The 13689-nt window shown below is 47.5% G+C and carries 11 protein-coding genes and 1 pseudogene; 6 read left to right on the forward strand and 6 right to left on the reverse strand.

The window, feature by feature from the left end:
- Together C7N83_RS09975 and C7N83_RS09980 are read right to left on the reverse strand one after the other, a co-directional pair.
- A partial coding sequence (locus tag C7N83_RS09975) for a ferredoxin--NADP reductase (RefSeq protein WP_106742391.1) occupies nt 1-702 on the reverse strand: 702 nt, incomplete at its 3' end.
- Nucleotides 703-841: 139 nt separating this feature from the next.
- A complete protein-coding gene (locus tag C7N83_RS09980; protein WP_106742393.1) occupies nt 842-2002 on the reverse strand; it encodes a trans-sulfuration enzyme family protein in 1161 nt (386 codons plus the stop codon).
- 226 nt (nt 2003-2228) lie between these two features.
- Between C7N83_RS09980 and folE2 the strand changes: the two genes are divergently transcribed.
- Together folE2 and dsbD are read left to right on the forward strand one after the other, a co-directional pair.
- The gene (gene folE2, locus C7N83_RS09985; protein ID WP_106742394.1) at nt 2229-3002 is read left to right on the forward strand and encodes a GTP cyclohydrolase FolE2; all 774 of its coding nucleotides are present in this window, start codon (nt 2229-2231) and stop codon (nt 3000-3002) included.
- 802 nt (nt 3003-3804) lie between these two features.
- Nucleotides 3805-5619: a protein-disulfide reductase DsbD gene (gene dsbD / locus C7N83_RS09990; RefSeq protein ID WP_106742396.1), complete on the forward strand. Its 1815-nt coding sequence runs from the start codon at nt 3805-3807 to the stop codon at nt 5617-5619.
- A gap of 158 nt (nt 5620-5777) precedes the next feature.
- Here the strand turns inward: dsbD and C7N83_RS09995 are convergent, their stop codons facing one another.
- Both C7N83_RS09995 and C7N83_RS17040 read right to left on the reverse strand, forming a co-directional pair.
- Nucleotides 5778-6161 carry a hypothetical protein gene (locus tag C7N83_RS09995; protein ID WP_106742398.1) on the reverse strand — a complete coding sequence of 128 codons (384 nt, stop codon included), beginning with the start codon at nt 6159-6161 and terminating at the stop codon, nt 5778-5780.
- 531 nt (nt 6162-6692) lie between these two features.
- A complete protein-coding gene (locus tag C7N83_RS17040) occupies nt 6693-6860 on the reverse strand; it encodes a DUF4112 domain-containing protein (protein ID WP_425437513.1) in 168 nt (55 codons plus the stop codon).
- Here C7N83_RS17040 and C7N83_RS16170 point away from each other — a divergent pair.
- Nucleotides 6786-6992, forward strand: a complete 207-nt coding sequence (locus C7N83_RS16170) for a hypothetical protein (protein WP_245911198.1) — start codon at nt 6786-6788, stop codon at nt 6990-6992. The genes C7N83_RS17040 and C7N83_RS16170 overlap by 75 nt on opposite strands.
- A 309-nt stretch (nt 6993-7301) precedes the next feature.
- Here C7N83_RS16170 and mfd read toward each other — a convergent pair whose 3' ends face one another.
- Nucleotides 7302-10709: a transcription-repair coupling factor gene (mfd, locus tag C7N83_RS10005; RefSeq protein ID WP_106742401.1), complete on the reverse strand. Its 3408-nt coding sequence runs from the start codon at nt 10707-10709 to the stop codon at nt 7302-7304.
- Nucleotides 10710-10906: 197 nt separating this feature from the next.
- Between mfd and C7N83_RS10010 the strand changes: the two genes are divergently transcribed.
- The 3 genes and pseudogenes from C7N83_RS10010 to C7N83_RS17045 form a co-directional block, all read left to right on the forward strand.
- The gene (locus C7N83_RS10010) at nt 10907-12904 is read left to right on the forward strand and encodes a Dam family site-specific DNA-(adenine-N6)-methyltransferase (RefSeq protein WP_211296636.1); all 1998 of its coding nucleotides are present in this window, start codon (nt 10907-10909) and stop codon (nt 12902-12904) included.
- A gap of 51 nt (nt 12905-12955) precedes the next feature.
- A complete protein-coding gene (locus C7N83_RS14860; RefSeq protein WP_170064887.1) occupies nt 12956-13117 on the forward strand; it encodes a hypothetical protein in 162 nt (53 codons plus the stop codon).
- A gap of 12 nt (nt 13118-13129) precedes the next feature.
- Nucleotides 13130-13252, forward strand: a pseudogene (locus C7N83_RS17045) (hypothetical protein); the annotation flags it as partial.
- A 138-nt stretch (nt 13253-13390) separates the two neighbouring features.
- On the opposite strand, the gene C7N83_RS14865 reads toward C7N83_RS17045, so the two are convergent.
- On the reverse strand, nt 13391-13689 hold a 299-nt coding region (locus tag C7N83_RS14865), incomplete at its 5' end, for a hypothetical protein (protein WP_170064888.1).

The following is a 13689-nucleotide window of genomic DNA, read 5'->3' on the forward strand; positions in this document are numbered from 1 at the left end:
GAAGGTGTCTTTTACCATCGCCGGATTGCCGCATACCATAAAGCGTGTATCCGCTTTGTTAAACGTGAAACTGATGTATTTTTCCAAGCCGCCTTCCAGCAGCAAGGCCGGAATACGTTGGTTGGATAAGGCTTTTTCTGTGATTTCGCGTGTGGTCACGGGCACGAAAATAAATTTATGGAAATATTTTTCAATCAGCGGATGGCCTTCCAAAGCGGCCAAGCGTCGGTTGAAAATCAATTCGTCGGCATACGATACGGAATGAACCAATACCAAGCGCTCGAAACGTTGCCAGATTTCCGGTTGTTCGATGATGGAAAGAAACGGCGCAATGCCCGAACCGGTAGACAGCATAACCAAATCCCTGCCGTCGGGGAAACGTTCGGGCAGCAGGAAGCCGGTGGCGGTTTTATCGAGCAGAATATCATCATCCGCCTGCATTTTTGCCAGCTTGGCCGACATCGGGCCGTCTTCAATCAAGACGGCGAAATATTCCAAAGTATCGGCATATTCAGCCGACATCACCGAATAGGCGCGCCAGATAAAACCTTCCCCGTCACGGAAACCCAAGCGCGAAAATTGGCCGGCGGAAAAACGGTAGGCTTCGGGGCGCGTGATGGCAAACGTTATCAGCTTGGGCGTATGGTGTTTCACCCATAAAACTTTTTCTTCGGTAAATTTGGCTTCTGGTACGGCAGCCATAAGGTTTCCTTTAGTCAAAAATATTTCAGACAGCCTGGATTATACGCCGGGCCGTCTGAAAAATAACAGTAACGTTTTGTGGGAGTCAAACTCAGGCCGTCTGAAAGCGTTTCAGACGGCCTGAGTTTATTTCTATGTTTTACAAAGTAGTATCCAAAGCTTTGGAAATATCCTGCCAAATATCATCTACGTCTTCAATGCCGATGGAGAAGCGCAGCAAGCCGATTTTGATGCCCATTTCCATTTTCACATCGTGCGGCACGCCGCTGTGCGATTGCGAATAGCAATGGTTAACCAAGCTTTCCACGCCACCCAAACTGGATGCCATTTTGACCAATTTCATGTTTTGAATCACGCTGTTGACCGCTTCTTTGGTATCGTTTTTCAGATAAACCGTCACCACGCCGCCGATGCCTTTGGACATTTGCGTTTTGGCCAATTCGTAATGCTCGTGGGACGGTAAGCCCGGATAAAACACTTTGGCCACCGCCGGATGGGCTTCCATACGTTTGGCAATTTCCAAGGCATTTTCGCAATGAGCTTTCATGCGCAGAGCTAAGGTTTTTATGCCGCGCAGCACCAGCCAGCAGTCAAACGGACCGGCCACTGCGCCACTGTTAACCATCATGTTGTGTAAAGGTTCGGCCAATTCTTTGGTTTTCACTACCACCACGCCCATCAATACATCGGAATGGCCGCATAAATATTTGGTGGCCGAATGAAACACGATATCGCAGCCCATATCCAGCGGACGCTGCAGATATGGAGTCGCAAAAGTGTTGTCAATACCGACCAGAGCACCGGCTGCCTTGGCTTTGGCCGCCAATGCCGGCACATCAACCAACCGCAGTAAAGGATTCGACGGTGTTTCCAGCCACAGCATTTTGACGTTGGCGTGTTCGGCTAAAAGTGCGTCGAGATTATCGGGCCGGCTCAAATCGGCAAACACAACATTCACCCCCCACGGTGCATAGACGTCATTGAGCAAATCATACGCGCCCCCGTAAATGTCGGCCACGGCGATAATGGTGTCGCCCGGTTTCAAAAAAGTGCGCCACACGGTATCGATACCCGCCATACCGCTGGAAAAAGCAAAACCGCCGGCCGCATGCTCCAAATCAGCCACCGTGTCTTCCAAAATTTTGCGCGTAGGATTGCTCAGGCGCGAATAGCGGTAAGGGGTTTGCTCGTTGATTTCGTAAGTAGCAAACATACTGTTTTGGTAAATCGGCGGCATCATCGCGCGCTTGTGTTCGTCGCAATCGTAGCTGGAATGAATCGCTTTGGTGGCAAATTTCATGGTACAAACCTATTTAAAAAAGTTTAAAAAAACATGGATGACATTTATTTTATCACTATCTGAAAAATAGAAACAATTAATACCGCCCAATGCGACAAGTGATATAATCCCGCATTTATAAAATCGGCTGCCAAACCGATTCTTCGGTTCTTTACAGGCGGCCTTGAATTACCTTTTGAAGCCCACACTTACCGGGTTTAAGCTCAATTCTAAGGAAAAAACACGCATGAACGCCATTGCAGACGTGCAGTCAACCCGCGATTTACGCAACCTGCCGATCAACCAAGTCGGCATTAAAGATTTACGTTTCCCGATTACCCTGCGTACTGCCGAAGGCGAACAGACCACTATTGCCCGCCTGGCAATGACGGTTTATCTGCCTGCCGAACAAAAAGGCACACACATGTCACGCTTTGTCGCGCTGATGGAAAAACAAACCGAAGCCTTGAGTTTCGAGCGTTTACAGCAATTGACGCGCGAAATGGTTGAATTGCTGGATTCGCATTCGGGCAAAATCAATGTGAGTTTTCCTTTTTTCCGTAAAAAAACCGCGCCGGTATCCGGTATTCAATCCTTGCTCGATTATGATGTGACTCTGACCGGAGAAATCAACAACAGCAACTACACCTACAGCCTGAAAGTGATGGTACCGGTTACCTCACTTTGTCCGTGTTCCAAAGAAATCTCACAATACGGCGCGCACAACCAACGCTCGCATGTCACTGTATCGCTGGCGGCCAATACCGAAGTTTCCATCGAAGAAGTGATCGACTACGTAGAATCTCAAGCCAGCTGCCAACTTTACGGCCTGCTCAAACGCCCCGACGAAAAATTCGTTACCGAACATGCCTACGAAAATCCGAAATTCGTGGAAGACATGGTGCGCGATGTTGCTACTTCACTGATTGCGGATACCCGCGTGGAAAGCTTTGTAGTCGAAAGCGAAAACTTTGAATCGATTCACAACCACTCGGCTTACGCCTTTATCGCTTATCCCTAAAAGTGCAGTTTCCAATCAAAGGCCGCCTGAAACTGTTTAACACAATCAAACCCGTTTCCTGTTTTTCAGACGGACTAAAATCATTTATAATACCGAAAGATTTATATATTTATATTTCAATAGTTAAATTTGAACTCTTAATTCCTTTAAGAAAAATAAAACTTGATAAAAAAATGAAAGTTTTTCTTATCAAATACCGTTGATGCGATTTCCTTTTCTGGAAATGCTTTTTAGAATAATTAATTCCAGAGTGGGCAAAAGTTACTCACATCAAGGGTATTGTAGCCTTTATAACTGTCAGTGTAAACAATGCTGACAGGCTTGATTTTACCGGCGATAACGGGTATGAGCGTGCCTGATTGGTGTTTTTACCACTACGCTGTGCACCCTGCCATTACGTTTTAAAAGAAAAGATAAAGCAGCAGTTTCACCACCTGCTCCACGACCACGCTTACCGGTACGAACCACTGAAAATAACTTTCATACAAGTTCGATTTCGCCAATTAAGAAAATTGATGGGTTTCTAAAGCTATTAGTGATATTCTATAACCAGATGTCTCTTGTGATAGAATAAGGCTGCTGAGTTTGGATGAATGTTAAGTAAATCAGTTGCTGAAGGAGCCGTTACTTCAAGCAGCAAGTATAAAAAAGCAAGCAAGCTTCTTTGTGTCTTTATACCTAGTTTACAGTGGGGTGCCTTTATTTTTTCAGCGTATCATTACTGCTAATCCGGTATAACTCCAAAATTTATATTAAATTCTTCTCTCAAACAAAAATTTACCTACTTCGACAGGTTGTTGATATGAAAAAAATCTTTTATTTTCTCTTGGTATTTCTAGCATTGTCCAACACGGTTTTTGCCGAACCGGTTGATGCATCGAAATTACTGCCACCCGAGCAGGCATTCCGTCCGAAAATCAATGTCACCGAACAAGGCATCAACGTTCAGTTTCAAATTGCAGAAGGTTATTACCTTTATCAATCGAAAATCATTGCCGATACCGATCCTGCCGGTGTGTTGGCCGGCACGCCGCAATTCAGCCCGGGGGAAGAAAAGGAAGACGAATTTTTCGGCAAACAAATCGTGTATCACCATGCGGCGCAAATCAATTGGCCGTATAAACAGCCTTTCAGCCGATATAAACTGACCTTGAGCTATCAAGGTTGTGCCGAAGCCGGCGTATGTTATCCGCCGGTGGATGTCTCGTTTGACATCAATGGCAACGGTCTGTATGAGCCGCCAGGCGAAGATTTTCCGCTATCCGCGAAAGAACGCTTCACCCAACCCAATACCAAGTCTTCAGACGGCCTGAAATCCACACCTGCTAATAAAAGTGACAACAGCCGTTTCAAATTATCTTGGGATTCTCTGAACGCCAATCTGTTGGCGTTTTTTCTCGCCGGTTTGGGTTTGAGTTTCACCGCCTGCATGTATCCGCTGCTGCCGATTGTATCGAGCATTGTGGTCGGCGATAAAAATGCCACTAAAGGCCGTGCGTTTGCCTTGTCGATGGTATATGTGCAGGGTTTGGCACTCACCTACACCCTAGTTGGCGTGTTTGCCGGCCTGACCGGTTCGCTCCTGACTCTGTGGCTGCAACAGCCTTGGGTGGTGTTGACCGCTGCTGCTTTGATGGTGGTGCTGGCTTTATCGATGTTCGGCTTGTTTAACATCCAATTACCAAGCTCGGTGCAATCGTACTTCCAAAACCAGAGCAACAAGCTCTCCGGAGGCCGTATGGCTTCGGTATTTGTGATGGGCATGCTTTCCGCGCTGATTGTCGGCCCTTGTGTGGCACCGCCGCTGGCGTTTGCATTGGGCTACATCGGTCAGACCGGTGATGCAGTGCTCGGTGGTTTGGCCTTGTATGCCTTAGCTTTAGGTACGGGCGTGCCGCTGATTATCATCGGCACCTTCGGCGGCCACATCATGCCGCGTGCGGGCGATTGGATGAACGGCATTAAATCCGCATTCGGCTTTATCCTGCTGGCGGTCGCAGTATATTTGGCCACGCCTTATCTGCCTTATGCTTTGGTGGTGACGCTTTATACTTTGCTGCTGCTGGTTCCGGCCATATGGCTGTTGGTGCGTGCGAACACGCAACCAGGCCGTCTGAAAAGCGTAGCGATGGTTTTGGGCTTTTTGCTGCTGATTGGCGGCGCATGGTTCGGCTGGCAAAGCTATCAACGCCAAACAACCTTTCTGCACCATTTTCTAACATTGACCCCTCCATCTGAAGCCGGTCAAAGCAGCGGCCACGGCCTCATGTTTACCGATGTAAACGAGCTCAAAGCCGCAATTGACACTGCTTTAAAAGCCGACCCGTCAAAACCGGTTTTACTGGATTTTTATGCCGACTGGTGCGTTTCCTGCAAAGAAATGGCGGCCTACACACTCAACCAACCACAAGTGCATGCAGTCGTCGATATGCAACGCTTCTTCCAAATCGATGTCACTGCCAACACCGCCGATCATCAAGCCTTACTGAAAGAATACGGTTTATTCGGTCCGCCGGGGGTATTTGTGGTTCGTGCCGACGGCACACACAGCGAGGCATTATTGGGCTTTGTTAAGCCTGATGCGTTTATCGGGTGGTACCGGAAAAACGAAAAATAATGTATCTGAGATAAAAAATAAGACCTGTGTAAAACCACAGATTCAAGTACATTCAAAGCTAAGCCAACGAGCACGCGCAGACATATTACCCAGATAAACGTGTGCTTGAGAAGCGTGTTGCGGAGAAATGTATCAAATATGGGAATTTTGCACAGGTCTCAGTCCGTCTGAAGGGTTAACGTCTTCAGACGGCTTTTTTGTATGCCTTCCTTAACTTTGGGTAGATGTGTGCCGGTAGAACCGTACTCACTGCCGGTACGGGTATGTTGTTTGCAGCTGGGTTTGAACTTACCGTCTTTCTTTACCCGGCGGGCATCTTTGTTTTTACTAGGTATGTTTTCTGAAGACACGCTGTTTTCATCGGTTTCAATCGCCTGTCGCTGCCTACCGCCGGTGGTTTGGATAATGGCGGCAGCTTTGGCACTTTGGATTTTTAAGCTTTTTCCGGTCAGTTGGCGGTTAATCAAATCTGGTAAGCCAGACAGAATACCTTTTTGTGTCAACCGGTTACGGTAGCGGTAGAGTGTGCTGTGGTCGGGCATGTCAGATTCGGCAAAACCGAAGCAGCGCTAAAAGCCGATACGGGTAGCGGTGCTGTGTTCGGGATCGTGATCGGAAAGGTGGTGCCATTGGCCAGGTAAAACGGCGTTGAAAACGGACAGTCATGAACAGAGGGACGGGCATAACGGCTTTTTTGTTGTTCGGGATAACGGGCAACGGGTTGCCGGTCAGTAATGACGTGGATTTAAGCAATGGAAGCAGTCGATATGCTTGGCAAACATGGCTTTAACGGTTTGAAGAAGCTGCTAATGGAGAAAATCCTCTAAATTCGGTTTTAAAGAAATTGAGAGGATTTTAGGGGCTTGTTAAGGTATGAGCCTTTTTATGGCTGATTAATGAATTATGATAACATGGGGTAGGTCGGATTCTTGAATCCGATACTTGCTTAAAAAGCTAGGAAACCCTTCAAATTCAAGGTAGAATTTGCCCTTTCAGGGTAGTCTGGAGATGTGGTATCAAGCCTATCTGTGTGTTTGTTTTTAAGTTAAGGTAAAGCTGTTGTTAAATCCAATTCAACACCATCTACTAGCCTTGTTCCAAATAATACAAATAGATTTTTTATCAGCCAAACACAAGCCGCACCGACAGCTGCAATTGTAGGAGCGATGAAAAAAGTCCAAAATAGTGCCGACAACCGGAATCAGGCCGATGAGCAAATCCAGCAGGCTGTTGAAAATCACTACAAGGGTGAGCAGAATCGAACGGATTTTAAACAGCGAAATATACACAAAAACCAAATTAAACATTTAGCTGAACACATCACCTGCCACTGGAAACAGCCTGATAAAGCCGTCGAGATAACGTTTGAGTAGGCGGCTGAGTCGGTAGCTGCGGCTGTTTTTAAGTATGCAATACAAAAAATCATACAAAGGCTGAAATCTTTTGAAAAATCAAAACATCAGGAAAAGGATCTGTCTTCTTTGATGAATTTTTATAATTCCCAAAGCCAATACGTTTTTGAGGCTTTGAAAGCTTACTGATTTTCCACATATCTATAATATTTATAAAATCAATATCTTAATATATTTTTTGATATATTTCTCAAACGCGACCTTGTCTTCACGATATTTATGCGCGTTGCTTGAAGCGGTCACTGAAATTTGGAATTTTACAAAGGCTTTTTATTCCGCCACCCATACTTTTTCTTTCAAAGTCTTCAACACTTCCTTGACCGTGTGAATCCGCACATCAATATTTTCCATTTCCGCGCTGTAGCGCAGCTTATCGGCGCCGGCCAAACGGTATTTTTTGTTGGTTTGAATCAGCATGATAATTTCTGTCGGATCGATGCGGTTGTTTTTGCCGAAGGTGATGGTTACGGCTTCGTTGGTGGCATCGATGGTGGTGATGCCCAGCTCTTTGGCTTGCAAACGCAAATGGTGGCTTTCAATCAAAGTTTTCACAGCAGGTTCGGTCAAGCCAAAGCGGTCGATTAATTCCTCATGAATGGCGTTTATTTGTCTGCGTGTTTCGGCGGTGGCCAAGCGTTTGTAGAGCACTAAGCGCTCGTGGATGTCGGGACAGTAATCGTCGGGCAGCAAGGCGGGGCTGTGCAGTTTGATTTCGGTAGTCACCCCTAAAGGTGCATCCAAATCGGGCTGATGGCCTTTTTTCAAATCGCGCACGGCTTGCTTGAGCATTTCGGTGTAAAGCGTGAAGCCAACCTGCATCATCTCGCCGCTTTGGCCTTCGCCCAAAATTTCACCCGCGCCGCGGATTTCCAAATCTTGCATAGCGAGGGTGAAACCTGCGCCCAATTCGGCGGCGGCGATAGCATCTAATCGTTTTTCGGTATCTTTGGTGATGTATTCGGGCGTGAGCAGGTAGGCATAGGCTTGGTGGTGGCTGCGGCCGACGCGTCCGCGCAGTTGGTGCAGTTGGGCTAAACCGAATTTGTCGGCGCGGTTGATGATGATGGTGTTGGCGTTTGGAATATCGATGCCGGTTTCAATGATGGTTGAGCAGAGCAATACATTAAACCGCTGCTGTAAAAAGTTGCGCATGACCTGTTCCAACTCGCGCTCGCGCAATTGGCCGTGTGCCACGCCGATGCGGGTTTCGGGCAGCAGGTTTGCCAAGCGTTCGCGCATGTTTTCGATGGTATCGACTTCGTTGTGTAGGAAAAACACCTGACCACCGCGTTTTAATTCGCGCAATACTGCTTCGCGCACGCTGCCTTCGCTGAACGGTTTGACAAACGTCTTCACGGCCAGGCGGCGGCTCGGCGCGGTGGTAATCAGCGAAAAATCGCGCAAACCTTCCAGCGCCATGCTTAAAGTGCGAGGAATCGGCGTGGCGGTCATGGTGAGGATGTCGACGTTGGCGCGCAGGCGTTTGAGCTGCTCTTTCTGGCGTACGCCGAAGCGGTGTTCTTCATCGATAATCACCAAGCCCAAGTTTTGAAAGCGGATATCGTCTTGCACCAGTTTGTGTGTGCCGATGACGATATCGACTGTGCCGTCGGCCATGCCTGCCAGCGCGGCTTGGGTGGTTTTGCTGTTGTTGAAACGTGATAAAGAAGCGACTTTCACCGGAAAATCGGCAAAGCGGTCGGCAAAGTTTTGTGCGTGTTGTTCAACCAACAGCGTGGTTGGGGCGAGTACGGCTACTTGTCTGCCGCCCATCACTGCCACAAACGCAGCGCGCAAAGCGACTTCTGTTTTGCCGAAGCCCACATCGCCGCACACCAATCTGTCCATTGGTTTTCCTTGGGTCAGGTCTTTAATCACGGCGGCAATCGCGGCAGCTTGGTCTTCGGTTTCTTCATAGCCGAAACCGTCGGCAAAAGCTTGATAATCCGATTCGTCGATGTCGAATTTGTGGCCTTCTTGCGCGGCGCGTCGGGCATAGAGATTTAAGAGTTCGGCGGCGGTATCGCGCGCTTTTTCGGCAGCTTTGCGTTTGGCTTTGTTCCAAGCGGCGGTGCCCAGCTTGTGAAGCTGCACGTTTTCATGCGCGTGGCCGGAATAACGACTGATTAAGTGCAGTTGCGACACCGGTACGTACAATTGTGCTTCGCCGGCGTATTCGAGCAGCATCATTTCGGCGGTTTCTCCGCCCAAATCCATCGTTACCAAACCCATATAGCGGCCGATGCCGTGTTCTTCATGCACCACTGGATCGCCAAGTTTGATTTCAGCCAAGTCGCGCAACAGGCCGTCTGAAACTTCAGCGTGTTTTTTGCGGCGGTTGGTTTTGCGTGATTTGGCAACATATTGATACAAATCTGATTCGGTAATTACGGCGATGTTTTGCTCGGGCAGTCGGAAACCGTAAGCCAGCGGAGCCACGGTAATCATCAGCGGCTCATGCGCCGACAAAAAGCCCTGCCAATCGTTCACGGCTTTGGCTTTGATGCCGTGTTGCTGCATAAAGCTGGTCATGGTTTCGCGGCGGCCCAGGCTTTCGGCGCACAGTAAAATCCGCCCGTCAAAGGCCGTCTGAAAATCCAGTAGGGCTTGCAAAGGCTGTTCGGCTTGGCGGTTGACGGCCACATCGGGCAGGTTTTGATCGGTGCCGGACACTTCCGGCCACACTTGCGCATACGTTTTCAGACGGCCTGCGAATTGGTCGGAAGTGAGATACAAATACTGTGGAAGCAAAGGCGGGTATGTTTCATCACTTTGTGCCATTTGATAGCGTGATTTGACATCGCGTTGGAAGCGAGCGGCTTCGGCATGCACGTCGCCCAAGCAGACAAACAGCGCATCGTTGCCGATATAATCAAACAATGTATCTAATTCATTTTCAAAAAACAGCGGAAGGTAATATTCCACACCTGCGCCGAAATGACCGTTACTGACGGCTTTGTACACTGCCGCCGCATTATAGTCGGCTTCGATTTCATCGCGGAATCGGTTGCGGAAGATTTTTTGCGCATTGTTGTCGGTCGGAAATTCATGCGCGGGCAGCAGGCGGATTTCGTTCACGGGCGCGGTGGTACGCTGGGTATCAGGGTCGAAATTTTTGATGCTGTCGATTTCGTTATCAAACAAATCCAAGCGGTAGGGCATGTCGCTGCCTGTCGGGAATAAATCGACAATGCCGCCGCGTACGGCAAATTCGCCCGTGGCAACGACGTTAGATACATGACTGTAACCGGCTTCGATCAAATTGCTTTTGAGCGTTTCCAAATTCAAAGATTGACCCGTTTTCAGCCAAAACGTGCGTCCGGCCAAGAATGACACCGGCGGCAATTTCTGTATTGCTGTTGCCACCGGCACAAACAATACATCTGCCATGCCGCTTTTAACCTGCCACAAAGCGGCCAAACGTTCCGACACTAAGTCGTGATGCGGCGAAAAACGCTCGTAGGGTAAAGTTTCCCAATCCGGAAGGAAAACCGCCGTATCATGCGGCCGGAAAAATTGCCATGCCGTCTGAAGGCGCAAGGCTTGTTCGGCATCTTGAGCCAACACTACTTTGAGCTGCTTGTGCGGCAAGTGGTGTGCCAAAGCCAACGGCAGCGAGCCTTGTGAAAGATTGGGCCAACGTTTTTTCTCTTGGGGTTTGGGAGTCGGATAAGTCATAATGGCGGACAAAACAAGGTTGAGGCCGTCTGAAAGGTTTCAGACGGCCTGAATGTCAGAAAGCCTTATTTTAACAGAGAAACAAGCTGTTGTTGGCGGCAGAAAGATAGAGCTATGGAAAAAATCATTGCAACAGGACGTGAGTTTTCCGGTTTTGCATTACAATGTGGCGCAGAAGATGCCTTATTTGGAAATGTATGTTTCAGATTCACAACCGCCGCTATTTAGGCAGCAAGTTCAAATTGCTCGCCTTTATTGATGATGTTATCCGTGCGCATTGCCGCGATTGCCGGACCTTGACCGATTTATTCGGCGGCACGGGTGTGGTGGCGCATCATTTCAACAACCGCTTCCGTATTCGAATCAATGATATTTTATTCGGTAATTTTTTGGCTTATCGGACATTTTTTTCCGATGAAGCGGTGAGTTGGCCGTACCTCAAGGATTTAATCGAGTATTACAACCAATTAAACGATATGCCGTCTGAAAATTATTATTCGCGCCATTTTGCCGATACATTTTTGGGGCGGCGCAATATGTTGAAAGTCGGCGTGATTCGTGATGATATTGACACATTGTCCGCACAAGGCAAAATCAATGCACGTGAACAGGCGGTGTTGATTACATCTTTATTGTATGCCATTGACCGCATTGCCAATACTGTCGGTCATTACGATGCTTTCCGCCGTAATGGCGATTTGATCAAGCCGCTGCTGCTGCAATTGCCGGAAACGCAGGAAAACCATAATCAGGGCAACCAAATTTTTCAGCAGGATGCCAATGAATTAGTAAAAAACATTCAGAGTGACATTGTCTATATCGATCCGCCTTATAATTCGCGCCAATATGGCGATGCCTATCATTTTTTGGAAAACGTTGCCGTGAATGCCAAGCCGCAAGTGCATGGGGTAGCACGAAAAATGGACAGAAGCCGTCTGAAAAGCAATTATTGCACTCAAAAAGCAGCGGCGCAGTTTGGCCAATTGATTGACGATACCGATGCCAAATACATCTTGGTTTCGTATAACAACACCGGCTCGAAAATCAATTCGCGCTCCAATGCCAAAATTTCTGATGTGCAAATCATGGAGATTTTGCAGAAAAAAGGGAAAGTATCGGTTTTTGAACAAGATTTTCATGCCTTTACGACTGGAAAAACACAGCTTTCAAAGCATAAAGAACGGTTATTTTTGTGCGAAGTCGGCATTCGTGATGAAACGTTTGTACGGATTCCGGACAATGCACGCAATGAAGGAATCGTCAAATCACCATTGAATTACACCGGCGGCAAAGGCAAATTGCTGCCGCAAATCAAGGCCAAGTTGCCCGAACCGTTCGGCGTGTTTTACGATGTATTTTCAGGTGGCGCGAATACGGGCGCCAATGTGCTTGCCGAACAGGTTATCTGTATCGATAAAAACAGACCGCTGATTGATTTATTGAATTATATCCAAAGCCAAACCTATGTCGGACTGGTTGCTGCATTGGAACAAAAAATCGCGCATTACGGCTTAAGCGATACCTTCCGCCACGATTACGATTTTTACAAATGCAGCAGCAGTAAGGGCTTGGGCGAATTTAATAAAGCACCGTTTGCACGCTTGCGGCAGGATTACAACCAATACAAAGACAATTTATTGTTTTTAATAATAATTTTTTACGGATTCAACAATCAAATCCGTTTCAATCAAAAAGGTGAATTCAATCTGCCGGTAGGCAAACGCGATTTTAATGCCAGCCTGCGTAAAAAACTGCGCTTGTTTATGGAAAGGCTGCATACACGCCGGATCCGTTTTGCCTGCCAAGATTTCCGTGATTTGGATATTAAGCATTTGCAAAAGCAGCAGGCGTTTCTCTATCTTGATCCGCCATATCTGCTGGGCACGGCGGCCTATAACGAACACGGCGGCTGGACAGCGCGAGACGAACAGGATTTACTGCACTTTCTCAAAGTCTGCGATGAGCACCATATCCGCTTTGCCTTATCCAATGTGATGAAGCACAAAGGCGAAATGCATCAGCAATTATTGGATTGGAGTGTCGCGCACTCGTTTAACATCAATTATTTGAACTTCCGTTACCCAAATGCCAATTATCAGGCGAAACATAAAAGCGGCGAAACGCAGGAAGTGTTGATTACCAATTATCGAACACCATCCGAAAATAATCTTTCGGACGGCATTTTGCCTGATTAGCCCGAACATCAAGCCCAAAGCAAAGCGTTTACTCACGTTTAAAGACATACCATGAACCATATTCTCATCATTTCCGGCCATCCTGATTTAGATACTGCATCGTTTTCCAACCAACATATTTTACAAAAAATCGCCGAAAAACTACCATTCGTCGAGATTCGCTATCTGCACAAAGCACATCAAAATTATGAGTTTGGCATCGCCGCCGAGTAGGAACGCTTAAAAAAAGCCGATATGGTTGTGCTTCAATTTCCAATATTTTGGTACAACGTACCCACACTGATAAAAAATGGATTGATGACGTGTAAGCTTACGGCTTTGCGTACTATCACGAAAAACGGTACATAAGTCTTCGAATGCAATCACTTCGAACCGCCGTTTAGAGACAGAGGCTGGCGTAGATTAGCAGTCATGCCAGTCTATAAAAATAAAGATAACCCATTGCAAATTAGAAAGAAACATACAAAAAACTGGCCTGATTAAACATTAGGAATGATAAAAACCGCCGGAAACCTTATCATACAGGCCTTTTGGCGGTTTTTTGCCAATGTTTATAAAAAGCGTCCTTTTTGCCATCAAAACAGCCCGGTGAAGAACCGCCGTAAAAACGGCAGGCAAAGATATAAATGTCCCCTGTGTAACACGTATCTCCCCACCCCAAAACCCGCATCCCCCGGGCTGCCCGCATACGGATACACCCACGGCAGGCAGACCTGTCCGCAACCGGCGCAGCGCCACCACCGCAACGGGAAAACCATCCGCCGTAAAACCAAACAGGCCCTTTC

Origin of the sequence: Neisseria iguanae, from assembly GCF_003013245.1 — a bacterium.
In the GTDB taxonomy this organism is placed as follows: Bacteria; Pseudomonadota; Gammaproteobacteria; order Burkholderiales; family Neisseriaceae; genus Neisseria; species Neisseria iguanae.